Origin of the sequence: Providencia sp. 2024EL-00732 (assembly GCF_044006275.1) — a bacterium.
GTDB classification, from domain to species: domain Bacteria; phylum Pseudomonadota; class Gammaproteobacteria; order Enterobacterales; family Enterobacteriaceae; genus Providencia; species Providencia huashanensis.
Genome location: NZ_JBIPDG010000003.1, coordinates 129683 through 155813, shown reverse-complemented (window position 1 = coordinate 155813; position 26131 = coordinate 129683). Strand labels below are relative to the sequence as shown.

The 26131-nt window shown below is 41.0% G+C and carries 25 protein-coding genes; 16 read left to right on the top strand and 9 right to left on the bottom strand.

Going from position 1 to position 26131, the window contains the following annotated elements; translation table 11 throughout:
• Positions 1 to 213: 213 nt before the first annotated feature.
• From nrfF to nrfA, 6 genes are read right to left on the bottom strand one after another with little or no spacing between them, the layout of a single operon-like run.
• Positions 214 to 1254, bottom strand: a complete 1041-nt coding sequence (gene nrfF / locus ACHB7C_RS07465) for a heme lyase NrfEFG subunit NrfF (RefSeq protein ID WP_166685703.1) — start codon at positions 1252 to 1254, stop codon at positions 214 to 216.
• Positions 1247 to 3121: a heme lyase CcmF/NrfE family subunit gene (locus ACHB7C_RS07460; protein WP_210831892.1), complete on the bottom strand. Its 1875-nt coding sequence runs from the start codon at positions 3119 to 3121 to the stop codon at positions 1247 to 1249. Before ACHB7C_RS07460 ends, nrfF begins: the two co-directional genes overlap by 8 nt.
• 24 nt (positions 3122 to 3145) lie before the next feature.
• Positions 3146 to 4102, bottom strand: coding sequence for a cytochrome c nitrite reductase subunit NrfD (nrfD, locus tag ACHB7C_RS07455; protein ID WP_206227039.1), 957 nt, complete (start codon positions 4100 to 4102; stop codon positions 3146 to 3148).
• Positions 4099 to 4770 carry a cytochrome c nitrite reductase Fe-S protein gene (nrfC, locus tag ACHB7C_RS07450; protein WP_042845223.1) on the bottom strand — a complete coding sequence of 224 codons (672 nt, stop codon included), beginning with the start codon at positions 4768 to 4770 and terminating at the stop codon, positions 4099 to 4101. The genes nrfD and nrfC overlap by 4 nt, the downstream gene beginning before the upstream one ends.
• On the bottom strand, positions 4767 to 5336 hold the full coding sequence (nrfB, locus tag ACHB7C_RS07445; RefSeq protein WP_042845222.1) for a cytochrome c nitrite reductase pentaheme subunit: 570 nt from the start codon (positions 5334 to 5336) through the stop codon (positions 4767 to 4769). Before nrfB ends, nrfC begins: the two co-directional genes overlap by 4 nt.
• Positions 5337 to 5383: 47 nt before the next feature.
• Positions 5384 to 6820 carry an ammonia-forming nitrite reductase cytochrome c552 subunit gene (gene nrfA / locus ACHB7C_RS07440; protein ID WP_042845221.1) on the bottom strand — a complete coding sequence of 479 codons (1437 nt, stop codon included), beginning with the start codon at positions 6818 to 6820 and terminating at the stop codon, positions 5384 to 5386.
• A gap of 807 nt (positions 6821 to 7627) precedes the next feature.
• Between nrfA and napF the strand changes: the two genes are divergently transcribed.
• From napF to ACHB7C_RS07365, 15 genes are all read left to right on the top strand, one after another.
• Positions 7628 to 8119, top strand: a complete 492-nt coding sequence (napF, locus tag ACHB7C_RS07435; protein ID WP_129466237.1) for a ferredoxin-type protein NapF — start codon at positions 7628 to 7630, stop codon at positions 8117 to 8119.
• Complete coding sequence (gene napD, locus ACHB7C_RS07430; protein WP_071548302.1) at positions 8109 to 8387, top strand: chaperone NapD; 279 nt, start codon at positions 8109 to 8111, stop codon at positions 8385 to 8387. The genes napF and napD overlap by 11 nt, the downstream gene beginning before the upstream one ends.
• Complete coding sequence (gene napA / locus ACHB7C_RS07425) at positions 8368 to 10854, top strand: nitrate reductase catalytic subunit NapA (protein WP_048607977.1); 2487 nt, start codon at positions 8368 to 8370, stop codon at positions 10852 to 10854. Before napD ends, napA begins: the two co-directional genes overlap by 20 nt.
• A gap of 6 nt (positions 10855 to 10860) precedes the next feature.
• Positions 10861 to 11571 carry a ferredoxin-type protein NapG gene (gene napG, locus ACHB7C_RS07420; protein WP_042845217.1) on the top strand — a complete coding sequence of 237 codons (711 nt, stop codon included), beginning with the start codon at positions 10861 to 10863 and terminating at the stop codon, positions 11569 to 11571.
• The gene (napH, locus tag ACHB7C_RS07415) at positions 11558 to 12421 is read left to right on the top strand and encodes a quinol dehydrogenase ferredoxin subunit NapH (protein ID WP_131680664.1); all 864 of its coding nucleotides are present in this window, start codon (positions 11558 to 11560) and stop codon (positions 12419 to 12421) included. Before napG ends, napH begins: the two co-directional genes overlap by 14 nt.
• The gene (gene napB, locus ACHB7C_RS07410) at positions 12418 to 12867 is read left to right on the top strand and encodes a nitrate reductase cytochrome c-type subunit (protein WP_042845215.1); all 450 of its coding nucleotides are present in this window, start codon (positions 12418 to 12420) and stop codon (positions 12865 to 12867) included. The genes napH and napB overlap by 4 nt, the downstream gene beginning before the upstream one ends.
• 9 nt (positions 12868 to 12876) lie before the next feature.
• Entirely contained in the window at positions 12877 to 13515 is a 639-nt protein-coding gene (gene napC, locus ACHB7C_RS07405) for a cytochrome c-type protein NapC (protein ID WP_048607975.1), read from the top strand.
• A gap of 199 nt (positions 13516 to 13714) precedes the next feature.
• Positions 13715 to 14455, top strand: a complete 741-nt coding sequence (locus ACHB7C_RS07400; protein ID WP_042845213.1) for a heme ABC transporter permease — start codon at positions 13715 to 13717, stop codon at positions 14453 to 14455.
• Entirely contained in the window at positions 14452 to 14664 is a 213-nt protein-coding gene (gene ccmD / locus ACHB7C_RS07395; RefSeq protein WP_048607973.1) for a heme exporter protein CcmD, read from the top strand. The genes ACHB7C_RS07400 and ccmD overlap by 4 nt, the downstream gene beginning before the upstream one ends.
• Positions 14661 to 15149 carry a cytochrome c maturation protein CcmE gene (ccmE, locus tag ACHB7C_RS07390; protein ID WP_042845209.1) on the top strand — a complete coding sequence of 163 codons (489 nt, stop codon included), beginning with the start codon at positions 14661 to 14663 and terminating at the stop codon, positions 15147 to 15149. The genes ccmD and ccmE overlap by 4 nt, the downstream gene beginning before the upstream one ends.
• A complete protein-coding gene (locus tag ACHB7C_RS07385; RefSeq protein ID WP_042845207.1) occupies positions 15146 to 17077 on the top strand; it encodes a heme lyase CcmF/NrfE family subunit in 1932 nt (643 codons plus the stop codon). The genes ccmE and ACHB7C_RS07385 overlap by 4 nt, the downstream gene beginning before the upstream one ends.
• Entirely contained in the window at positions 17074 to 17631 is a 558-nt protein-coding gene (gene dsbE / locus ACHB7C_RS07380; RefSeq protein WP_042845205.1) for a thiol:disulfide interchange protein DsbE, read from the top strand. Before ACHB7C_RS07385 ends, dsbE begins: the two co-directional genes overlap by 4 nt.
• Positions 17628 to 18698, top strand: coding sequence for a cytochrome c-type biogenesis protein CcmH (locus ACHB7C_RS07375; protein ID WP_042845203.1), 1071 nt, complete (start codon positions 17628 to 17630; stop codon positions 18696 to 18698). Before dsbE ends, ACHB7C_RS07375 begins: the two co-directional genes overlap by 4 nt.
• 439 nt (positions 18699 to 19137) lie before the next feature.
• Positions 19138 to 19581 carry a DUF2946 domain-containing protein gene (locus ACHB7C_RS07370; protein ID WP_042845422.1) on the top strand — a complete coding sequence of 148 codons (444 nt, stop codon included), beginning with the start codon at positions 19138 to 19140 and terminating at the stop codon, positions 19579 to 19581.
• Positions 19582 to 19738: 157 nt separating this feature from the next.
• The gene (locus tag ACHB7C_RS07365) at positions 19739 to 21766 is read left to right on the top strand and encodes a TonB-dependent copper receptor (protein ID WP_042845202.1); all 2028 of its coding nucleotides are present in this window, start codon (positions 19739 to 19741) and stop codon (positions 21764 to 21766) included.
• A 54-nt stretch (positions 21767 to 21820) separates the two neighbouring features.
• Here the strand turns inward: ACHB7C_RS07365 and ACHB7C_RS07360 are convergent, their stop codons facing one another.
• Positions 21821 to 22705 carry a helix-turn-helix domain-containing protein gene (locus tag ACHB7C_RS07360; RefSeq protein WP_042845201.1) on the bottom strand — a complete coding sequence of 295 codons (885 nt, stop codon included), beginning with the start codon at positions 22703 to 22705 and terminating at the stop codon, positions 21821 to 21823.
• Between the two features lie 894 nt (positions 22706 to 23599).
• Between ACHB7C_RS07360 and ACHB7C_RS07355 the strand changes: the two genes are divergently transcribed.
• Positions 23600 to 23854, top strand: a complete 255-nt coding sequence (locus tag ACHB7C_RS07355) for a helix-turn-helix domain-containing protein (protein WP_042845200.1) — start codon at positions 23600 to 23602, stop codon at positions 23852 to 23854.
• Between the two features lie 142 nt (positions 23855 to 23996).
• On the opposite strand, the gene ACHB7C_RS07350 is transcribed toward ACHB7C_RS07355, so the two are convergent.
• Together ACHB7C_RS07350 and ACHB7C_RS07345 are read right to left on the bottom strand one after the other, a co-directional pair.
• A complete protein-coding gene (locus ACHB7C_RS07350; protein ID WP_233102463.1) occupies positions 23997 to 24992 on the bottom strand; it encodes a hypothetical protein in 996 nt (331 codons plus the stop codon).
• 250 nt (positions 24993 to 25242) lie between these two features.
• Positions 25243 to 26079 (bottom strand): MurR/RpiR family transcriptional regulator, encoded by an 837-nt coding sequence (locus ACHB7C_RS07345; RefSeq protein ID WP_042845197.1) that lies wholly within the window; start codon positions 26077 to 26079, stop codon positions 25243 to 25245.
• Positions 26080 to 26131: the final 52 nt, after the last annotated feature.

Below are 26131 nucleotides of genomic sequence, written 5' to 3'. Positions count from 1 at the left end.
ATACACAGGTTCAATTTTAGGAGTTTAATATGGTGAATGTAGCATAAAATTATTTAATGTAATATAGAGATGAAATAATGATGAGCAGTAAGAAACGAAAAATTACATATTTAAATGAATTGACATTAATTAGGGGGAGTATATTTGTTACTATAGTGATAATTTAGTATGTATTAACACTTAATGCAAAGATATTAATTTTATATATTTGAATTATTTTTTATTTCCCATTATTTTTGCCATTTGGATGGCTTCAATTAGTTGTGAACGATTAATACGGGAGCTATTGCTATCTAATAGTTTTTGCCAAATATCAATTGCTTGCTCGTAATTTGCATTCATAAATGCATCAGAAGCAACTAGCATTAAGGCTGTGACCTCATTGTTATCAAGAGCTAGGGCTTTATTAATTACAGCATGAGCATCTGGAGTCAGGTGCTGCCCTGCTTGATAATATAATACAGTTGCAATTGCGGAGTATATTTGTGCATTCTCACCGCCATATTTTAGTGCTCGATAATAAGCGATTAGCGCGTTGTCATAGCTATTTTGATATAAATAATATTCACCAAGTGTTGCCCATAGTTCACTATTTTCAGGTGACTGACGAATATCATTTTGTAAACGTAACAAGTCATTTTGTTCTTGTTGTAACGGAGTGAATGATAAAAGAGGATCAGAGATACGTAAATATTCGCGATACGTCAGTTCAAAGCGGGGTATAAAGAAACAACCCATAATGGCGAAGAATAATACAATGATAAACACCGTGCTTTGTTTCTGTTGAGAAGGCGATTCATCAGTCACGGAGACTAAAAGTTGTTTTGTAGTTTGGGTTACTTCGGGGCTATCATGGCGATAATGATATTTTTGTCGGCGAGTTAAGTAGAATGTTAAACTTAAAATCCCCGCCAGAGCAATGATGGGCAATCCCCATAATAAAGCAGTTCCTAGCGTTAGCGGTGGGTTATAAAGAACAAACTCGCCATATCTATCAGTCATATATTGTTGGATTTGGCTCTTATTTTTACCTTCAGCTACCATTTTGAATACTTGATGCCGCATACTGACCGCAGTAGGGGCATTTGACTCTAATAAATTTTGATTTTGACATTGTGGGCAACGTAGTGATGAGGCAATTTGCAAGGAATAGTCTTGTTCTTCCTGCGAATTAAATTGCCACACGTCTACAATTTGTGCTTTAGCCATAAACGAAGCAAATAAGAAAATGAAAGTGACTAAAGCTTTATTCATGCTTTGTTCTTCCCTTTACCCAACCAATTAGCAGCCCAAAACACATAAATAACGCACCTCCCCAAATCCATTGAATGCCATCTTGCACATAAAAGCGGATTGCGTAGCTATTTGCACCTGTTTTCTCCCCTAAAACAGCATACCAATTACGTACCCAGCCCCAATAGGTTCCTGGTTCAATCATTAATTGCTGACGTGCCGTATAAAAACGGCGTTCAGTAATTAATTGGTGTAAGGGGTGGTTGGCTTGGGCAACTTGTATAACGGCTTTTTCAGTTGTGTAATTCCCCTTAGCAAGGAGTTTAAGCTGTTTAAATTGGAACTGATAATCTGCTAAAGAAACAGACTGCCCAATGGAAAGGTTGACACTAATTTCTTGCCGGCTACCAACGGAAAGGGCAATACCCGCAGCAAAAATAATTACCCCAGTATGGGCAAGAAGAGAGGGTAATTGTTGGTTAATTACACGAATTGGACGTAACCAAAAAATGCATAAAATAGCCATTAAAAACCCACACGAAATGGCGATAATTATTCCGTGTGACCATAGAACAATACTGAGTAATGTACTGAGGAGCAATATAACCGGAAATCGCCATTGGGTGATGAAAGGGATTTTCTTCGGTAGATTAAGCACGCTTAATGCCATAATAAGTAACATTAAAATGCCGAATGGGAGTAATGCTTGATTAAAATATGGCGCACCAACAGAAATTTTCCCCCAACCAAAGAGGGCATAAATCATTGGATAAAGCGTACCAGTAAGAACAATAAATAATACTGTAGCAAATAGGACTAATGTTAATAATAAGTAAGTATCACGTTTATTCACCTTAGCGGTTTTACTTTCTACATTTTTTGCTTTCCAGCCATAAATAAACAAAGCGATAAGGCTTAAGATACTAAATAGTAAAAATAGGGGAACGGCTCTCACATTATCAAGGGCAAAAGCATGTACAGACATTAAAATGCCAGAGCGTACAATTAATGTACCCAATAAAGATAAGATGAAGGTAAGAATGGCAAGTAATATTGACCAGTGCCGATATCCTTCAGTTTTCCTCGATGCGGATAAGCTATGAAGCAGGGCAGTGGCACTTAGCCAAGGAAGTAGTGATGCATTTTCAACAGGGTCCCAAAACCACCAACCCCCCCAGCCTAATTCGTTATATGCCCACCATGAACCCAGCGTAATTCCGAGAGTCAGTATACACCAACTTGGTACGGTGAAACGCCAACACAACCAAGCCGTGATTTGATTAAATTGGCCTGTGAGTATTGATGCGAGAATTAAGGCGGTCACAACCATTAACCCACTATAGCCTAAATACAGCAATGGAGGATGTAAAATAAGCCCCCAATGCTGCAACATTGGGTTGAGATCACGCCCTTCAATTGCGGGTGGGAAAATCCGCTCAAAAGGGTCGGAATAAAAAATAATGAACCATAATAAAGCGCCACTGATCATGGCAAGAAAGGTTAATGTCAGTGGGAAGACAAGATGATTTTGCTGGCGATAGCGCCAAGCAAATAATGCGCTCCAAGCCGATATAAACAGTAACCAAAGGAAAATTGACCCTTCATGTCCTCCCCATACTGCGGCAATCTTGATATATAAAGGGGATAAACGATGACTATGTTGTGCAACATATACTACGGAAAAGTCACTTTGGATAAAGCTGATGGTCAAACAAATATAGGCAGTAAGTAGCAGAAAAAACTGTGAATAAGTCCAAAGCACGTTCTGAGGCATTTGCCTCGGAACGTGTTGGATGAGACCAATAACTCCACTCAAAGCCTGAAAGCTAGCGATACATAAAGCCAATACAAGGCAGAGAAAGCCGATTTCAGGGAGTATTAGTTCCAATTATCACCTTTATGATTGAATGAGTTATGCAACTGTTAATTGCCCCGCATATAACACAAAAAAGCGTAAGCAAAATACACCTAATAAGCTGGCACCACTGATAATCAACACTCGAGATGCCCCTAGTCCTTTATCAGCCCATTTTTTTAATGCTAAAGGAATAATGAAGCCGAAACCGACGACACCAATCCAGAACCAAGTGGTCCAGAAACCGCCACCCAGCGCCGCAGTTAAGGAACGTATCTTCCCGTCATCGCCAAGTGCTAACCCAACAAAAAATGCAGCTAATAGGAATATTTCTAACCAAATCACATAGCCTTCAACTTTATGTAGAAATGCACTTTCAGGGTTATGAACATTTTTACGATAACGTAGGGCGATAGCAATTAGCGCGACTGCGATCCCCGACGATATCCCTGAAAATAGGAATAAAGCGGGTAAAATCGGGTTATTTAAGAAAGGGTACGATTTTAGCGCTGAGAGTAAAAAGCCAGTATAGGCTCCAAGTAGTACCGCGAGTACTAACATGATGATATCGAAAAAGCGTACAACGCGATTAAATAAGCTTAATATACGAGGAACAAAACTGAATTTAGGGAGCCACTTTTGTTGTAATGTAATCACCTCTTTTTCATATATTTTTGCTAACCAAATAACCAGAACTACCATATATAGCTGAAATAGCATGACCCCCATCGACATCACTGAAGTTAGGCTGTAGTGGAACATCAGTTTCCAAAACGTCCACGGACGAGTTAAGTGGAGGATCAAAATCAGTAGTCCAAATATGATGGTTGTTGGCGCAAGTATCAGTGTCGTTCTCATTAGAGTACTGTCACTGCCTGCCGCTTTGGGGTAATACTGACGTAGTAATACCGCCAGTACGACTAGCCCTGCCGAAATACCAATTAAGAATAGATAAACAGCAATTGGCCAATCCCAAACGAGAGATTCAAAATGGAAAGCTGAAGCTGTTGTCATTGGCTAACCTCCCCATATTTGAAGGGAACTCGATACATTTTGGGGTGTGTGCCGAGCGCTATTTTGAACCGGTATGTTGGTTTTTCTTTTAGCATTAACGAAATATCGCTATTAGGATCATCTAAATTACCAAATGTCAGTGCTTTGGTTGGGCAAGACTCGACACAAGCGGGTTGTTTACCTTTTTTTAGATTGGTTTTACGACAAAAATCGCATTTATCGGCGGTTTTACTCACGGGGTGAATAAATCTGACACGGTAAGGACAGGCTGCAATACAATATTGACAACCTACGCATAAGTCAGGGTTTACATCCACAATTCCAGTTGTTTTATCGATAAAAGAGGCCCCTGTAGGGCATACATCAACACAAGGGGCGCTCTCACAATGTTGGCAGGAATGGCGAAAAAAACGATATTTAACATCAGGAAACTGACCAATAGGTTCACTACGAATAATCGTTAACCGAGAAACACCTTCGGGGACTTGGTTAACTTCTCTACACGCATCCATACACGCCGTACAGCCGATACACAAGTTTTCATCGTGGATCATGCCGTAGCGAACCCCGTCTATTTTCATTGTATTCGCTAGAGTATGACTCGCTATCCCCCCCACCGCCGCCAGTGCGCCTGAGTAGATGATGAATTGACGACGAGAACAACTCATGGTTGCTCCTTACGCAATTTTACCGCTGCTGGGTTAAAGTCAGGGTTATTGCGTTGATCAGAGTGGCAGTCGACACAAATTTTCACTTTCCCTTTATCTGTCAGTACCTTCATAGTGTCTTGTTTAGGATGAAGGTCATGGCAGCTAGCACAGGCTACTTTGGTGACGTGGACATCATGTGGCCAAAACGCTTTTTGTAGCTGTTCGGGTAAGTGACAGGACAAACACACACTATTTTGCTGTTCCACACCGTACATTGGGTCGTTAAAACGCATAACATCTTTAACGCCTTCGCGGTGTTTTGGTCCAGGGTTCCCGTGACAATTGGTACAAGTTACCGGTAAGTTATTATTGGGGTTAATAACTTCTGCGTGCGTGCCGTGCATGCCTTCTTTGTCAGGTTTATGGCAGTCGATGCAAGCGCTATCTGCGCTACGCTGCGGTGTAACAACCCAACGGCCTTCTGCATTTTCTTGTGCAATCTGAGGTGTCGCGGATGCAGCCGCTGCCCATAATAAGCCTGTTGCCAGCACCCCAGCAGTTAATAACGAACGTAGTACGCTCATATTCACTCCATTGGTTAAATCGCCCTTAGGTTGCGGGCGAATCTAGTTTATTTGGCTAATAGGTTATTTTTACGAGCTTGGTCATCCCACTGTGGCACGACTGTTTTTAAGAACTCTTGTTTTTCTGCATTAATTTTTTGCATATCTAAACCAATAGCTTGCTGTGCTTTTTCTTTAGTCGAAATATCGGGAATAGCTATTTCATGGGTGATCCCTTTGGAACCTAGCAAGCGAGCTAATTTAGTCCGTGCATCCGCAGCCTTATCCATCGCACCACCTAACATACGCAAACCTTCATCTGGTGCGTGCATATGAATACCGTGAGAGGCAATAGATAAATCCCAGCGCCATTGCGCATGACGAATATCGGTTAAAATTGGTTTCATTTCATCTTCGGTTGCACCTGCATCCCAAGCTGCTTTTGCTTCAAAGTGAGCACGAACTAACTGGTCTTCAACTTTGATTTTCATTTCTTGGATAGCGTGTTTACGTTCAGCGACAACATCTTGCAGTTGTTGTTTACTTTGAGTATGGCAAGTACTACAGGTTTGTTCGAAATTATCGAATGGGTTACCGATTTTATGACTGGTATACAGCTCACCTTTGTCGTTTTGCAGTTTAGGCATATGGCAGTCAATACAGGTCACATTATTTTTACCATGAATACCCGCACTCCAGGTTTCATACTCAGGGTGCTGTGCTTTTAACATGGGGGCTTTTGATAAGGAGTTTGTCCAATCAGAAAAACCGATATTATCGTAGTAAACTTCCATATCCTCGACTTTTGTCCCGTTATCCCATGGGAATTTCACTGATTTTTTATCGCCAGAGAAATAATACTCAACGTGACATTGACCACAGACCATGGATTGCTGGTCGAAGCGACTGGCTGTAGCAAATGGTTTACCAATGGCTTCCATTGCCCGTTCTGCATATGGGCGTGAGAGAGTTAACTCCGGTTTGCCTTTAGCAAAATCGGGTGAATCTGTTTTGTGGCAGTCGGCACAACCTAAAACATTCACAACTTCAGGACCGCCTTTTGCCCATTTGCCTTCAAAGTAGCCATCTTCGCCATGTTCTTGGATTAACCTAGCAACATCTGGGCTTTTACAGCTCCAGCATGCCATAGGCAATGGGCCATCTTGAGCATCTTTTGGCGCACCAGTTCGTAACGTTTCACGAACGTCGATAATTGCATAAGCATGGCCTCGTGGCTTGTTATAGTCACGAGAGAATGGGTATCCTGCCCAAAGTACCACTAAGCGAGGATCTTCAGCGAGCGCATCTTCGCGGTTGGATTGCTCTGAAGTTGCTCTCCATGAATGGTATTGATCTGGGTGAGCCGCCTCGAAAGTTTCATTTCGAGCATTAATAGTGGAAGTCGTATCTTTAGTGGTAGGGGTTTGTGCATGCACAGAGGTAAATAGAAATATTCCTGCCACCAAACTCAATAAGTATAGTGCATTATTTCTTATGTTTGCCATAAAGGGCCTCGAGTAATGTTAGCCAGCCATCCCTTCATTGTCCGAGTTGTTTTTTTGCATGTAGCCTGTAACTCGGACGAATTTGGATATATTTTTGTTATATAAGTTTGATAGTAAGCGCACAGATGCTATCAAGACATTGCCAGCTTATATGTGTAACAAAAAACCACACTAAAAATATTGTTTTTGATCAAAAGATAATTTGTATTAAAGGAATAGAATGCAGAGAAATAATAAAAATGAGGTACTGTTAAATCTGATATAGTTATTAGTCACTAGTTTTCAAACTGTTTTAAATGAAATGGATCGTAATGATTCTTATTTTTTAAAATTAAATTAATTTTAATTTAATTTGTTGATTTTATGTGTTTTTTTGAATTTTATTTACTCTTGTATTATTTTTATAATAAAAGAGTAAAAGTAAAATGTGCGTAATATCAAAAATATTGCATATATTTTTTTGCAAAATGACATTGCATATACCACTTTAGTAGTAGTTTTTGGTGTTAATTTAAACCCATAACATTAAAAGTTAGGTTTAATTTAAAAAATCATATTGAATGATTGTTAAAAAATAATTAATAAATTGTCTTAATTACCTCTTTTGGCTCTATTTTGAAGGTCAATCCCATCAATAAAACCAATGTCATCATTTTAGGGCGTAAGTCGTGTTATTACTCCTGTTACCTCCTAGGTAGTATGTATTTTTATAACCTCTCTCGTTAATATTTCTCATAAATACACATATAAAAAATGCGGTTTATTAGTACTTTTTAGTTTTCTTGTTGGCAATGTAAAGGAAAAAACATGGTTGATCTCACCCGTCGGGGAGTATTAACTGGTGCGTGGCGTAACGCAGCTCCAGTGGTTCGGCCGCCATGGAGTGGTAGTGAAGTGCAATTTATCGAATTGTGCACCCGTTGCAACGCGTGTGTGGAAAGTTGTGAAACTGCAATTTTGCGACCAGGCGCGGGCGGCTATCCCGTTGTTGATTTTAAACGCGGAGAATGTACTTTCTGTTACGCGTGTGCGGCATCATGCCCTGAACCTATTTTCCTATCAAAACATTCCCAACCTTGGGATATCTCAATTTCGATTGGCCAGAATTGCCTTGCGTATCTTTCGATCGAGTGTCGTCGTTGCCAAGACAGTTGTGAGCCAGAAGTCATCTCTTTTCGTCCGTCACTGGCAGGTATTTACCAGCCAAAAATAGAAACGCAAGGCTGTACAGGCTGCGGAGCTTGTGTTGCAAGTTGCCCAGTATCAGCCATTACCGTGGAGCATGAACATGCACAGTAACTATCAAGTGTGCAGTTTAATCGTACAAGTAAAAAGTGAACGAATGTCTGCTGTGACCGAAAAAATAGAACAATTTTCGAATTGTGAAGTTGCGTTAAGTTCTCCAGACAACGGAAAACTGATCGTTGTGGTTGAAGGTCAAGATAGCAGAGCATTGTTAGATACTATTGATTTAGTACGCGATATTGATGGTGTACTAGATGTTTCGCTGGTGTATCACCAGCAGGATGAGCAAGGTGAGGAAGATTATGAAACTCAGTCGTCGTAGCTTTATGAAAGCCAATGCGATAGCGGCCGCTGCTGCGGCGGCCGGTATTGGTGCACCCAGCATTGCGAAAGCTGTTGTTGGTCAACAGGAAAGTATCAAATGGGACAAAGCGCCTTGCCGTTTTTGCGGTACAGGCTGTGGCGTTCTGGTGGGAACGCAAAATGGCCGTATTGTAGCAAGTCAAGGTGACCCTGAGGCTCCTGTTAACCGTGGTCTGAACTGTATCAAAGGGTATTTCTTACCGAAGATCATGTATGGAAAAGACCGTTTAACACAGCCGATGTTGCGTATGAAAGACGGTGAATATGACAAAAATGGTGAGTTTACTCCAATCACTTGGGAACAAGCCTTTGATGTTATGGAAGAAAAAGTCAAAACCACATTGAAGGATAAAGGCCCTGAAGGCATCGGAATGTTCGGTTCAGGTCAATGGACAGTTTGGGAAGGCTATGCAGCGTCGAAACTGTTTAAAGGGGGCTTCCGCTCGAATAATTTAGACCCGAATGCTCGCCACTGTATGGCGTCTGCGGTTGTTGGCTTCATGCGTACTTTTGGTATGGATGAGCCTATGGGTTGTTATGATGATATTGAGCACGCAGATGCATTTGTTCTGTGGGGCTCGAATATGGCAGAAATGCACCCAATTTTATGGTCACGCATTACTAACCGCCGTCTATCTAATCCAGATGTACGTGTTGCGGTACTCTCCACATTTAAGCATCGTAGTTTTGAATTGGCGGATAACGGGATTGTATTTACGCCGCAATCTGACCTTGTGATCCTGAACTATATCGCAAACTACATTATTCAAAATAATGCAGTTAATCAGGAATTCCTCGATAAACACGTGAATTTACGTCGTGGTGCAACAGATATCGGTTATGGATTACGCCCAACTCACCCATTAGAAAAAAGTGCAAAAAATGCGGGTTCCGATGCATCAGAGCCAATGACATGGGATGAGTATAAGGCATTTGTCGCAGAATATACGTTAGATAAAACGGCAGAAATGACCGGTGTGCCAAAAGATCAATTAGAAGAGTTAGCGAAACTTTACGCTGACCCGAATACCAAAGTGGTATCTTACTGGACGATGGGCTTTAACCAGCATACTCGTGGCGTTTGGGCAAATAACTTAGCGTATAACCTACATTTATTGACCGGCAAAATCTCTCAGCCTGGTTGCGGTCCTTTCTCTTTAACTGGCCAGCCTTCAGCATGCGGTACTGCGCGTGAGGTTGGAACATTCTCTCACCGTTTACCTGCTGACATGGTGGTTACTAACGAAAAGCACCGTGAAAAAGTGGAAGGTGTTTGGGGCTTACCTGCTGGCACTATTCCTGAAAAAGTCGGTTTACATGCTGTTGCTCAAGACCGAGCGCTCAAAGACGGTAAGCTGAACTTCTATTGGGTAATGTGCAACAACAATATGCAAGCAGGCCCAAATATTAATGAAGAACGCATGCCAGGCTGGCGTGATCCGCGTAATTTTATTGTTGTTTCTGACCCCTATCCAACAGTCAGTGCGTTAGCCGCCGATCTGATCTTGCCAACGGCGATGTGGGTAGAAAAAGAAGGGGCGTATGGTAACGCAGAGCGTCGCACTCAATTTTGGCGCCAACAAGTTAAAGCACCGGGTGAAGCAAAGTCAGATTTAATGCAGATGGTGTTGTTCTCTCGACGTTTTAAAACGGATGAGGTTTGGTCTGAAGAGCTATTGGCGAAAAAACCGGAGCTACGTGGAAAAACCTTATATGACGTGTTATTTGCCAATGAAGCGGTGACTAAATTCCCTGTTAGCGAACTCGCTGAAGACCAGTTAAACGACGAATCTCGTGAACTTGGTTTTTATTTGCAAAAAGGCTTGTTTGAAGAATATGCAGGCTTTGGACGCGGTCATGGTCACGACCTTGCTGATTTCGATGAATATCATAAAGCACGTGGTATTCGTTGGCCTGTTGTCGATGGCAAAGAAACCATGTGGCGTTATAGCGAAGGGAACGACCCATACGTTAAAGCCGGTGCTGGTTATCAATTTTACGGTAAGCCAGATGGTAAAGCGGTTATTTTTGCATTGCCATTTGAACCTGCGGCAGAGTCTCCAGATAAAGAATATGACCTGTGGCTATCAACCGGACGTGTATTAGAACATTGGCATACTGGAAGTATGACTCGCCGTGTTCCCGAATTACATCGAGCTTTCCCTGAATCATTAGTCTTTATACATCCATTAGATGCGAAAGACAGAGGGTTACGTCGTGGAGACAAAGTCAAAGTGGTTTCACGCCGTGGTGATGTGACGACGATTGTGGAGACACGTGGCCGTAACAGACCACCGAAAGGCTTAGTGTACATGGCGTTCTTCGATGCTGCGCAGCTAGTGAATAACTTAACACTGGATGCAACGGACCCACTTTCAAAAGAAACGGATTACAAAAAATGTGCCGTTAAATTAGAAAAGGTGTAATAGCTAATGCCCCAGAAAGCGAAAGCTCAAAAGGCTAAGTCCCAGAACAGTCGCCGTCGTTTTTTGCGTGATGTTGCTCGCGCAGCGGGCGGGTTAGCGGCTGTTGGTGTGGTACTGGGGCTTCAGCAACAAACATCTCGGGCCAGCGGAGTTAGGCTCCGCCCACCGGGCGCTCTTGATGAAAAGGCATTTTCAAGTGCTTGTGTACGTTGTGGTCAATGCGTGCAAGCTTGCCCTTATGACATGTTGAAACTAGCAACATTAGCATCAGGCTTAGCAGCAGGAACCCCGTACTTCATCGCCCGTGAAAACCCATGTGAAATGTGTGAAGACATTCCGTGCGCCAAGGTATGTCCAAGTGGTGCGCTGGATAAAGACATTGAATCAATTAATGATGCACGAATGGGATTGGCAGTTTTGTTAGATCAGGAAAACTGTCTTAATTTTCAAGGGTTAAGGTGTGACGTCTGTTACCGAGTATGTCCACTTATTGATGAAGCAATCACCTTGGAATTGGAACAAAACCACCGAACAGGTAAACATGCGAGGTTCTTACCAACAGTCAATAGCAATTACTGTACAGGGTGCGGTAAGTGTGAACAGGCTTGTGTACTGGAAGAAGCTGCTATCAAGGTATTACCAAGGTCGCTAGCGAAAGGTGAATTAGGTCATCATTACCGTTTTGGCTGGCTGGAGGGCAACAATGGCAAATCGTAAGCGTGATGCCGGACGTGAAGCTCAGACTAAAAAGGGCTGGTGGCATAGCCATAAGTGGTTGGTATTTCGACGTGTGAGCCAATTGCTTGTGCTCGCTATGTTTCTCAGTGGGCCATGGTTCGGTGTTTGGGTTTTACATGGGAACTACAGTAGCAGCTTATTGCTAGATACTGTGCCTTTGACTGACCCACTCATTACCTTAGAAAGCTTAGCAAGTGGATATTTACCCGGTATTTCGGCACTGGTAGGTGCAGTTATTGTGTTCGGGGTATATGCACTATTAGGTAAGCGTATTTTCTGTAGTTGGGTCTGTCCTGTGAATCCGATCACGGATGCGGCAGCTTGGTTGCGCCGTAAGTTTGAGTTAAACCAGTCCGCAACAATACCGCGTTATATCCGCTATGTATTGCTCGGAGTGATCCTCATTGGTTCAGCGGTGACAGGGACTCTTCTTTGGGAATGGTTAAATCCAGTTTCATTAATGGGGCGCAGTTTAATTTTTGGTTTTGGTAGCGGTGCATTAGTCCTCGTTGCACTGTTTTTATTCGATTTATTGGTTGTGGAACATGGATGGTGTGGTCACCTTTGCCCTCTGGGTGCCCTGTATGGCATCGCGGGTTGTAAAGGCGCATTAGTTGTTACAGCGGAAAATAAACAAAATTGTAGCCGCTGTATGGATTGTTTCCACATTTGTCCGGAGCCGCAAGTACTGCGTGCCCCGGTCTTAGATAAGCAAGCCCCAGCGCAGATTACAGATAAAGACTGCATTACTTGCGGTCGTTGTATCGATGTCTGTTCTGAGGATGTTTTTAAAATAACACTACGATGGAGCTCGGGAGCTAAATCATGAAAAATCCTGTCCTGAAAAAGACGCTAAGCCGCGCAATTGCAGGTATGGCCCTTGTTGTTAGTAGTCTTGTTTGGGCTGCTAATGGTGTCGATTTGTCTCAATCACCGGAAGTGTCTGGTACGACAGAGGGAAGCATTCATATTCCGAAAGAACAGGAAAGAATGGCGCTAAACTATGTGAACCAACCGCCGATGATCCCACACAGCGTTGAAGGTTACCAAATTACGACGAATACTAACCGCTGTTTACAGTGCCATGGTGTTGAGAATTACCGGACAACAGGTGCGCCAAGAGTGAGTCCAACACACTTTATGGATGCAACAGGTAAAGTGCTTGGTGAAGTCGCACCAAATCGCTATTTTTGTTTACAGTGCCATGTGCCGCAGTCAGATACGGCACCTATCATTGATAACACATTTACCCCATCCAAAGGCTTTGGGAAATAAGGGGGAGACATGGCAAATAACAATGATAAGCAGGTCAATGGCGAAAAACAGCCGCGTAAAGGGCTCTTTGGCTTAATTGGACGAATATGGCGTTGGTGGCGTAGACCAAGTCGCTTAGCGTTAGGCACCTTATTGCTGATCGGTTTTGTGGGTGGCGTGATTTTCTGGGGAGGCTTTAATACGGGGATGGAAATGGCGAATACAGAAGAGTTTTGTATTAGTTGCCATGAGATGCGTGAAAATGTCTATGAAGAATATATGGATACCATTCACTATACGAACCGTAGTGGTGTGAGGGCGACTTGTCCAGACTGCCACGTACCCCATGAATTTGGCCCCAAAATGGTACGCAAAATTCAAGCCAGTAAAGAATTATACGGTAAGATTTTTGGCATTATTGATACACCACAAAAATTTGAAGACCACCGTTTGGCAATGGCACAAAGCGAATGGCGCCGGATGAAAAATAATGACTCTCAGGAATGTCGTAACTGTCACAACTTTGAGTATATGGATTTTACTGCGCAAAAAGGGGTCGCGGCAAAAATGCATGACCAAGCTTTAACTGAAGGTAAAACCTGTATTGATTGCCATAAAGGGATCGCACATAAATTACCGGATATGCGTGAAGTTGAACCGGGCTTTTAACCTTAGAGAGTCGTTTTACCATTGCTTATAACTATGATTTGTAAACAATGGTTAACAAATAGGCTGGTTATACATCTGAGTATGATCAGCCTAAGTTATATTTGTGTTAAATCAATATATTTGCTTTTTTAACGTGTATTGTATGATGTGCTGTTATGCAGAATTTACTAACAATATAAAAAATCAAGGTAACTAAACTATGTGGAAAAAGCTTCATCAACTTGCCATTCCAGTCAACCTTTACCGGTTATGCGGCCGTCTAGTACCGTGGTTTATTATATTGAGTGTAGTCTGTTTAGCTGTCGGTTGGATTTGGGGTTTTGGTTTCGCACCAACAGATAAAGTTCAAAGTGAAAGTTATCGCATTATGTATATCCATGTTCCAGCTGCAATGTGGTCAATGGGGATTTACGCAGCCATGGCGATCACGGCCTTTGTGGGTTTAGTTTGGCAAATGAAAGTGTCGGAATTGGCCATAGCAGCAATGGCTCCCATAGGAGCAGTGTTTACGTTTATTGCATTAGTGACAGGTGCAACATGGGGTAAACCAATGTGGGGCGCGTGGTGGGTATGGGATGCACGTTTAACCTCCGAGCTGATTTTACTTTTTCTATATGTGGGGATTATTGCTTTATGGCATGCGTTTGATGATCGTCGTATGGCGGGCAAAGCAGCGGCTATTTTAGTGTTAATCGGGGTGATAAATTTACCTATCATTCATTACTCTGTTGAATGGTGGCAAACGCTGCATCAGCCTTCTACTCGTATGCAAGAAAGTATTAACCCTGCAATGCGCACACCACTCCGTTTAGCTATCTTGGGTTACTTATTTTTATTTATTTCTTTGACATTAATTCGTTTACGTAATCAATTATTGATTCTAGAACGCAATCGCCCATGGGTATTAGACATAGTTAATAAGGGAGGCCGCAAGTCATGACATCCGCATTTGCATCTTGGAGTGATTTTTTTGCGATGGGGGGCTATGGTTTTTATGTATGGCTGGCTGTTGCGCTAACCTTAATACCGATTCTGTTACTCTGTTTGCATACATTTTTTCAAAGAAAAATGATTATAAACGCAATTCTTAAACAGCAAGCTCGTGAAGTAAGGCAAAAAGCGGCAAGAGCGCGTAGGGAGGGGATGTGAATATTCGTCGTCGTAACCGGCTTTGGTTAATTTGTTCCATACTTGTCGGTGTCGGTTTAACATTGGCGTTGATCCTATATGCGCTACGCTCCAGTATTGACCTCTTCTATACACCCGGTGAAATTATTTATGGTAAACGGGAAACCCATCAAATTCCAGAGGTTGGGCAGCGTTTACGTGTGGGTGGAATGGTAATGCCAGGCAGTGTTGTACGCGATGACTCAAACCCAAACTCATTAAAAATCACCTTTACGGTTTATGATGCTGAAGGTGAGGTAGATGTGAGCTATGACGGTATTTTGCCCGATTTATTTAAAGAAGGGCAGGGGGTTGTTGTTCAAGGCGAATTACAAGCGAACAACCATGTTTTAGCCAAAGAAGTCTTGGCGAAACACGATGAAAACTACACTCCACCAGAAGTTGAAAAAGCGATGCAAGAAAATCACCGCAGGCCAGCAGCTGCCTATAAGGACAATGCATCATGATCCCTGAAATTGGTAGCATTCTGCTTTGCTTAGCATTAGGTATTGCGGTTTTACTGTCGTTTTACCCTTTATGGGGAGTGGCACGTAATGACGCACGCTTAATGTCATCATCTCGTCCATTAGCATGGTTACTTTTCTTATGTGTCACAGGGGCATTTTTAGTATTAGTCAATGCCTTTATTGTTAACGATTTCTCTGTGACTTATGTTGCTAATAATTCCAACACACAACTACCCATTTGGTACCGCATAGCCGCAACATGGGGGGCTCATGAAGGTTCTTTATTGCTATGGGTATTGTTGATGAGCGGTTGGACTTTTGCCGTAGCAATAGGAAGTTATCGTATGCCACTTGATATTGTGGCTAGAGTACTCGCGGTAATGGGGATGGTCAGTGTTGGCTTTTTGTTATTTATTATCTTCACCTCAAACCCATTTTCACGTACGTTGCCGGCTTTCCCGATTGAAGGGCGAGACCTCAACCCGTTATTACAAGACCCTGGGCTAATTTTTCACCCTCCATTGTTGTATATGGGGTATGTTGGTTTCTCTGTGGCATTTGCCTTTGCCATTGCGGCATTGCTTAGCGGGCGTTTAGATAGCTCTTTCACTCGCTTTGCACGCCCATGGACGATGGCGGCATGGTTCTTTTTAACCCTTGGCATTATGCTAGGTTCGGCTTGGGCCTACTATGAATTAGGTTGGGGCGGCTGGTGGTTCTGGGACCCAGTTGAGAATGCCTCATTCATGCCATGGCTAGTGGGGACAGCTCTGATCCACTCATTATCTGTCACTGAGCAGCGAGCCACATTTAAAGCATGGTCATTATTATTGTCGATTTTTGCTTTTTCCTTGTGCTTGCTTGGCACATTTTTAGTGCGTTCTGGGGTTCTAGTTTCTGTACACGCCTTTGCCTCAGACCCATCCCGAGGACTATTTATCCTTGCCTTCATGGTACTGGTGGTCGGTGGCTCTTTATTAGTGTTCGCATTAAGGGGGCATAAGGTTCGTTCAAGGGTCAACAACGCATTGTGGTCACGTGAGTCCATGCTATTAGGGAATAACGTTATTTTAACGGCAGCAATGTTGGTTGTTTTATTAGGGACATTATTACCTTTAGTGCATAAGCAAATTGGTTTGGGGACGATTTCGATTGGTGAGCCGTTCTTTAATACTATGTTTATCGCCTTGATGGTGCCGTTTGCCTTGCTATTGGGGATTGGGCCGTTAGTACGCTGGGGGCGAGATCGCCCTGCTGCTATCAAAAAAATGCTTATTATTGCAACGATAATGACATTAGTGTTGTCATTTGTTTTACCGCTATTAATGGAAGATCGTATTGAGGCGTTAACCGTTGTTGGCTTGATGATGGCGTGCTGGATTGCAATTTTAGCTTTTGCTGAAATGAAAGTTCGTATAAGCAAAAAAATCAAACTAACGCCGAGTTATTGGGGCATGGTTTTGGCGCATTTAGGCTTAGCCGTCACGATAGTTGGGATAGCCTTCAGCCAAAACTACAGTGTTGAGCGCGATGTCAAAATGAAGCCAGGGGATAGCATTAATATTCGGGCTTACACCTTTACGTTTAATGGCGTCAGAGAAGCCGATGGTCCTAATTATCAAGGCGTTATAGGTAGCATCTCTGTAACAGAAAAAGGCAAAGTGGTTAGTATTTTGATGCCTGAAAAACGTTTTTATAACGTTAGTCGTGCTGTAATGACAGAAGCGGCTATTGATGGTGGTTTTACCCGTGATTTATACGCAGCTTTGGGTGAAGAAATATCAAAAAGTACATGGAGCATGCGCTTGTATTATAAACCCTTTGTACGCTGGATTTGGTCAGGTGGTGTATTGATGGCAGTTGGTGCGTTGTTTTGCATGTTTGACCCACGCTACCGTCGTCGTAAATTACAGAGGGAAACGGCATGAATCGCAAAGTCTTTTTAATCCCTTTTATTATCTTTGCAGGGATAGCCGCCGTCTTATTATGGCAGCTAATGCGTAATGCGGAGGGGGATGATCCTCGTTTACTTGAATCTGCTCTAATTGGTAAACCTGTTCCTGTATTTAGGCTCGAATCATTAGAAAACCCCGGGAAACATTATGAATCTGATGTATTAACACAGGGGCAACCGATTTTACTTAATGTATGGGCGACATGGTGCCCGACTTGTCGTGCAGAACATCAGTATCTCAATAAACTGTCTGCACAAGGTGTACGGGTTGTGGGGCTAAACTATAAAGATAAGCGTGATAAAGCGATTGTGTGGCTGCGAGAGCTTGGTAACCCTTATGCACTGAGTTTATTTGATGGGGAGGGGATGTTGGGCCTTGATCTCGGTGTCTATGGCGCACCAGAAACCTTTTTAATCGATGGCAATGGTGTGATCCGCTATCGCCATGCAGGGGCAATGGACGAACGTGTTTGGGAAAAAGAGTTTAAACCCCTTTGGGAACGCTATAATCAGGAGGCGAACCAATGAGGTATTTACTCGGTTTATTCATGTTAGTACTCAGCTCAACAGTCACATATGCGGCTACTGAAGTGTTTACTTTTGATAGCGAACAGCAGGAACAACAATTTCGCAAGTTAACGGAAGAATTACGGTGTCCAAAGTGCCAAAATAACAGTATTGCGGACTCTAACTCAATGATTGCGCTGGACTTACGTCAAAAAGTGTATGAGTTGATGAAAGAAGGTAAAAGCCGGGACGAGATTGTTGATTACATGGTTGCCCGCTATGGTTATTTTGTGACTTATAACCCGCCATTAACGCCACTCACCATGATGTTATGGGGCTTACCTTTTGCCGCCATCGCATTGGGGGGATGGATTATTTTTGCCCGTTCGAGAAAACGGGTGCGCATCAAGCAGGTGGAACAGGGTAATGATGGCGTATTACCAGAAGCCTCCCGTGCCAGTAATTGGGTTTACCTTCCAGGGTTAGTGATTGCTTTAGGTGTAGCTGGCGGCGCCTATTATCAAGTGGGTAGTTACGCTAAAGTCACGGATTGGAATAATGCTTACCAACAAGCCCCAGCTTTACTAGATAGAGCATTAGACCCTTCTGAGCCCCCGTTGAACAATGCGGAAATGGAACACTTAGCTTTAGGCTTACGGACACGTTTACAAGAAGACCCTCAAAATATCGAGGCATGGGTGATGTTAGGGCGAATTGGCATGGTACTCAATAATGCGACCATGGCGACAGATGCTTATGGCAGAGCTTATCGTCTTGCGCCTAAAGATGAAAACGTCATTATAGGGTATGCCGAGGTTCTTACTCGTTCGTCTGACCCTGAAGATAATCGCCAAGGTGCTGAATTGCTCAAAAAATTAATTGCTAAAGATCGCACGAATGTGAAAGCGCTGAGCATTTTTGCTTTCAATGCATTTGAACAAGAGCGCTATGCAGAGGCAATTTCAGCTTGGCAAATGATGTTAAAATTATTACCTGAAAATGATCAGCGTCGGCCGATTATCGAGCGCAGTGTTGAGCAGGCTTTGATGATGGTACATGAAAAGAAAGGGACGCCGACAGGTAAGTAATATCCTTCTTGATAATGTTATACAGGCGAAAGTCTGTATAACATTCATTTCTTATCGTTCACTTCAGTTTTTTCTAATTTCAGTTGCTTATTAAAGAAAGCTAATAATCATTATTTTAATATGGTTTTAGCTTTTAATTATATTAAAGGTAACTTATTTATATTTTTACTTATTATTTTATGATTGCAATCATGTCTTTTCTATCTGCTAGTTTTCATTTACCGCTTTCAAATAATATTCATCCAACAAATGATGCCAATAGGATAGGTAAATCCTAAAACAAACAGTTGTATAAAAACGGAAAGCCTCTTTTCACTGTACAAATAGTACAAAATTGCTGTGCGATTTAACATTAATGGTGAAAATCAATAACATTAAGCATCCAAATAAGATACACTTTCGCCCTATAAAAATGGGTATTGAAAATAACGGAAAAACGTTGCACCTGCGTCCTTTTATCAGACAGTTAGCTGCTTATCTTGCTTTACTTGCTGTCGCAATGCTGTTTATTGCTCCTTTGGTTTCAAAATCAATGGAACATGCAACCGCTTGCACAGAAGCACATAGTGAGACGGCTGCGCCTTTGATGCATAAGCATCAGGGGGAAGTAATGCCTGAAAATTGTGAGCTATCGGTACCCATGAATCATATGTTAATGACAGGGGTTGGTCAGTCGCCTATGGAAGACATAGCCTGTGGTTACTGCCAGTTATTGATTCATTTCCCATTTCTAATTCTGTTTGTTGCTGCGGTAATCCGTCAACTGGCAACCCTGGCAATTTTTATCCCCTTTGAGCGTTGTATTCAATTTTGGCTGTATAGGCCATGGTCATTACATTTAGCTAGAGCCCCTCCTCAATTCCTATGCTTATCTAAAAATTAATTATTTTTCAGACTGTTATTTTGTGTTTTTTTGCACAGAAGGTTTTTCATCATCTTGAATTTTTACTATTTTCAGGATTGGTATTCCTGTTGCAAATTTTTAGACACAAAGGTGAATAGCAGAAATATTAGTGTTGATATCGATACATAGGTAGCAAATGAATACTCAATTTTTTAAAATTGCCCCCGTTGCAGCGTTGGTGGTTAGTGCGGTTATTAGCGAATCTACAGCAGCTAAAAATGAGGCTAATCAGAGTCTCATTACAGATAGCTCAGTGATGATTGTTACTGCACCTGTTGATTCTCCATTAACTATCACTACATCGCCTAAAACCCCAAGGCAGCCAGTTCCCGCAAGTGATGGTTCAGATTACCTAAAAACTATCCCTGGTTTTTCGCAAATTCGTAATGGTGGGACAAATGGCGACCCTGTTTTTCGCGGGATGTTTGGCTCGCGTTTACGTATTTTAACTAACGATAGTGAAATGTTAGGCGCCTGTCCTTCCCGTATGGATGCTCCAACATCCTATATTTCGCCAGAAAACTTCGATGTTCTTAATATGATTAAAGGTCCACAAACCGTTTTATGGGGACCAGGGAATTCTGCTGGCACGATCCGTTTTGAACGAGAAAAACCTTTGTTTACTGAAGCTGGTATAAAAGGGAATGCAAGTGCATTAACTGCATCAAATAACCGCTGGGATGGTAATGCTGATATCAGTTTAGGTAATGAAGTAGGTTACATTCGAGTCATTGGTAATAAATCCCGTTCTAATGATTATAAAGATGGTAATGGGCATAAAGTGCCCTCTAAATGGGATAAATGGAATGCTGATGTCGCAGTGGGTTGGACGCCAGATGAGTATACTTTATTAGAATTAACCGCAGGGAAAGGTGACGGGGAGGCTCGTTATGCTGGAAGAGGGATGGATGGTTCTCAATTTAAACGGGAAAGTTTAGGTTTGCGCTTTGAAAAGAGCAATATTGGTGATGTTCTTGATAAGGTTGAAGCGAATGTTTATTACAATTACGCTGATCATATTATGGATAATTACTCTTTGCGTTCACCTTCAGGTGGGGGAATGGGGCATATGGGACATGGCGGTCATGGCATGATGAATATGCCAATGAAAATGCGAGTTGACCGTGAAACCATGGGTGGGCGTGTTATGGGTACATGGTTATGGACTGACTATGAGCTACGTAGCGGTGCGGATATGCAAACAAATAAGCACCGAAAAAATCAGAATAATAGTTGGAAAAAGGATGCTCAATTCCAAGACTATGGGGTATTTAGTGAGTTGACTTGGCATGCAACCACACAAGGCAAAATGGTCAGTGGAGCACGGTTAGATCGTGTGATCGTTGATAATAATACAGGTATAGGGGCTTCTGGGCGTAATACAGTAATGCCAGCAGGCTTTGCTCGTTATGAACATTCGTTATCTGATACCCCTGTTATGCTGTATGCCGGTGTAGGATATACCGAGCGTTTCCCAGATTATTGGGAGTTATTTTCACCTAAACTGGGACCGGATGGTACCAATAATGTATTTGATAAGGTGAAAACTGAAAAAACAACCCAGTTAGATATTGGAGCTAAATATGCACATGAAAATACAAATGCATGGGTTTCTGCATATATTGGTCATGTGGATGATTTTATTTTGTTTCGTTATAGCCCAACAAACCCACGCATGAGCCAGATAGAAAATGTAAATGCGCTTATTATGGGCGGGGAGCTCGGTATTGCCCAAAAACTGAATGATGAATGGAAAGCAGATGCGAGTCTCGCTTATTCATGGGGAGAAAACCGTACAGATGGTAAAGCATTGCCACAAATGCCCCCATTAGAAGGGCGTTTAGGGTTGTCATGGGAAAAAGGGGATTGGACAACAACTGGTCTATTACGTGTTGTGAGTCGTCAAAACCGTGTTGCGATTAATGATGGTAATGTTGTTGGAAAAGATTTTAGTCAGAGTGCGGGTTTCACTATTTTCTCATTAAATACAGCGTATGTTGTCAATCAAAATATGAAATTAAGTGCAGGGGTTGATAATCTATTTGATAAAACATATAGCGAGCATTTGAATTTAGCGGGTAACAGTGGATTTGGTTATTCATCAAACCAGCCTGTTAATGAGCCAGGAAGAACTTTTTGGGCAAAAGTTAATGTGACCTTTTAATTTCAATTAAATTTGCAAACAACCCGCAGAGTAATGCGGGTTGTTTGTGAGTAGTTAAACAAGCACTGGAATATAATAATTCAATTCTTGGATGTAGTGATGGGGGTTATTTATAAATGCTTCGTAAGTAGGTTTGGAGTTTAAAACATACATTTCTATATCCGAACCAGTTCCACGGACAATATCCATTTCAGCTAGAACTTTACCATAAGCAGTATAGATAATATCGTTGTAATCAATCCCCTGCAGACTACCATCTAATTTAATTTCCAAATAATTTCCACTCGGTAGTTGAAAGTTTGTTGCTTGTGGTGGGGTGATATCAACATCTTTTTCATCTAATGCAGTAATATATAAGAAAGTCCCTTCTTCATTAGAGCTCAAGTCTACACCATGAATAGCATATAGGTGCTGCGTCACATATTGGTTTTTATCAAGAAATTTTTTCCAATATTGTCTGCGTAATTCATCGGTTTTAAGGTTCCAACCATTTATATCTTTGGTATATCGATGCTTAATACCAAGTAAATTTATTGCGGGCAATTGAGTAAGTCTGACTTGGAATTGAAGTTCTTTATTTTCACGAAGTGGCAGACAGAACCCATCGACCTTCCAACCTTTGCGTTTTCTATATTCAGAAGGGGTAAGGTTAAATTGCTTTTTGAAAGCGCGACAAAATGTTTGTTGCGAATCAAATCGGTATCTCAGTGAGATATCCATAATGCTGTCGTTAGTTAATCGTAATGCTACCGCTGAACAGGAAAGGCGCCTTGCTCGGATATACGAGCCAAGTGCCAAGCCAGTTTGGTTTTTAAATAGGCGCTGAAAATGCCATTTAGTGTATCCTGATTTATCGGCAACAGTATCTAGGGATAGGCGAGATTCTAAATTTTGTTCTATCCAGAGAATGATTTCCCTGATAACGCTTTCTTGTAGCATGATTATCCTTTCAAGTTGCTATTACCTAGATCAGTAAAGTAAATAATGCTTAATACTGACAATGATACTAGATAAGAATTCATGGATGCTCGCAATAGAATACCATGTCTACAGACAGTTTGATTAAAAAGATGTGAAGTTAAGTAAGTTTTTCTTCTAAAAGTATTGTTGTTACCGACTGAAATACAATTATTTGTTGTTAATTTAACATTAAATATGTATTAATAACTATTTAAGTTTAAAGTAAATAAACGTACAACTATAGAAATAGATAAAGAACAGTTAATATTATTATTGCTAAATGCCGATAATCCTTTTGAGATGATTGTAAATGGATTGATATAAAAAACAGATCCAGCTTGGATTGTTGTGATTTATAATGAAAATATAAGCCGTTTATCTTTAATGGGTTGCTGAAACGATGATTAGTTATAAAAAATAGGGCTATTTTTTATAACCATAAATATTATTTTTTTATACAATAGCCGTATGGAAACTTATTGATACGCTTAACTACAAATTGTCACGATTTCCATAAGTAAATAACATTAAATGTATAGAGTTTATTTCATCAAATTTAAAAAATAAGCTAAAATATTATTGTAATCTGATAGATACATTGTTCACGATTAGAGATAGGTGAGTAAATTAACCCATTCTTCATTGGGGTTAATGTAGTACCAATCGAATCTTATCTGCAACAATGAAATAATAAAAAATAATAATATCATAATGTTATGTTTTTATTGTGTTTTCCTTCGATAGAAATAGTCTTTTAATGATTGGTTTAATCGGAATTTAGTTATTTTAAGTCAATTTATAAATTGAAAAGTGGTGTTAATTTACGCGTCGCTTAATTAGATAGCTTATACGTATGTAACCCAGGGGGGTATTATGAGTAAAGACAGTATCGCTAAGATGTTGGGGATAAAAATTCGTAATCAACGAGAAAGTCATAAAATGACCGTTAAACAAACTGCGAATTTAATTGGGGTAACTGAAGATGAAATGCGACGTTTCGAAAACGGTGAAAGTTGTATTGATGTAGATTCATTATTTCAGTTTGCCTACTTATTCAATATTGAGCCAGCCTCTTTCTTATATGGCGTAGTGAATGTTAACAGCGGGATGCGCAGTACTCTACACTAACATTGTTTAGTATTGGCTGAATAAAAAACTTAATGATCAATTGGTTAAACGTATCCACACGATAATGTTGGAAAACTTAACTCTGTAAGTTAAAAAATAGGTTAACAGAGCTGCTGTATCTCTTAATTTGTCATTATCGTACTTAAATAAACCCCTCATCGTATAATTGTTTTAATATTTCATTGGTAAGTTCATTAGTACGTGCCCAATGAGCTGGTTGTGTAAGTTTAGTACCGCCGTGCAGTTTTAGAATGAATTGGTCTATTTGTTTAAAAATAGTATTTTTTTCATTAAGTTGTTGTCTTTGTGGGTTAAATAGTACTTTATTTTCAACCTCATAACTTTGATTGCACTGTTTTAGAGATAATTTGTCTGAAATATTCCCCGTATTAAAAAATAGCTCAAATGAAATTAACAACCCCCCTTTATGACGCAAATTGATTATTAGCACATCCCCATCTTCCATTTTTGCGAAAGGGTGTGAAAACTGAATTGACGCTGTAGAAAATGAAAAATCAGGGAGTAAGGTTAATAACAGTTCAATTTTTTGTGTAATCGTACCTCTTAGTATATTGAATGGTAACCTATTTTCTGGCTCAATGACCCGGTGAGCGGATAAGCGTAATAACCCTGTTTCTAATTTGTTTTGAGTGTGCAAGACATGCTTTATTTGATTAAATGAGTCCTCAAAAGTGAGTGCTTGACTGTAGTCAATTAAAACATCGTTTCGTATTGCTTTTATGAATAATTCTTCAAGTTCTTTTTCATTAAAGCTTGGGATATTAGTGAGTAAGATATCTTTTCCTGCTGCAATTGCTGCATTGATTGTAAATTTCAATAGCTCATCACTACAGACTGCTGTCATGATGATGCAATCAACGTCATCGTTATTAACCAGTGCCTCTATTTGTTGTTTTTGATACATAAAATAAGACATAGAGGGAAGTGGGGGAGCAATATCACAAACAGATACCAACTCACTATGATGAGCACTGCATTTTACTGCATGAATATAAGGTTGATTATGAATGGACGTTCCGATTAAACCAATCCCTGAGCGATGAAGAGAAGTGACAGAGTGCTGCTCTTCAAGCAATCGAAGATGGCCCAGTAAATAAAGAAAGTGTGTATTTAACATGGTCGTTCCTTATTATCGGTTTTAAATCAGAAATTCATGTGCTCCCAACATAACAGGATGAAATAATAATTTCATATTAATGTATTGTCGAAATTTGTATTTTCTGATGAAACTCACAAATTAAAGAAATCATTTATGTAAACCCACTTGAGCGGCGGTATGTAGCAAAGAGAAATCAATTTAGTAATGGAAACGGCCAAATAGGGGCTCTAAACTAATGGAGGTATTTAGTTTTCGAGCCAAAGTAGCGTTAAACTAACTTACTTCCTTGACGGTAGGCTAAGGCGACTGTCAATGATTGAGCTAAACATAACGTTGCTGACTGGGAACGAAATGCATCCACTTGCGCTTCTTTAATCACAAAGCAAACGTCACTAAAACTGGCGAGTGGGCTAATCTGGCTGTCAGTAATTACGATTTGTTTAGCACCAGACTGTGCTGCTTTTTCACTAACCATTACTGTTTCTGATGCATAGGGGGTGAAACTAATTGAAATAACCACATCGTTTTCACTAATTTTACTGATCTGTTCTTTAAACATTCCCCCAAGACCATCTATTAGAACAGGGCGGCACTCCAAATGGCTTAATGCATAACTGAGGTAGGTCGCGACACTAAATGAGCGACGCAAGCCAATTATGTAGACATTTTGTGCATTAGCTAATAATGAAACTGCTTTTTCTAAATCTTCGGCAGAGGTCCTAGCTGCCATTTGCTGCAAGGCTTGTGCATTGGAGTGAGCAAATTCTTTTAAAATTTGAGCAGGGTCATCACTCAATTCTTGAGCACTATCCATTTCGCGAAATAGCCTTGCTCTATCAGTGTAGCTTGCTGTTTCTTCAACAAGGTTCATACGAAACAATTGTTTCATTTCATTAAAGCCACTGAAATTAAACGCATTTGCAAAACGAATTAATGTTGATGGTGGAACATTGGCTTCTTTTGCAATAACGGCAACGGTATCAAATGCGACACTATTTGTATTATCGAGTACGTACCTAGCCACCTGTTGCAAGCGTTTACTTAGCTCATCATAACGAGAGCGAACTTGCTCTTGAAACTCATTTAAATTTGATGCACTTGACATATAACCTCCATGATTTGGCTCTAATTGTAGTTGTTTTGCACGGTTAGTCGAA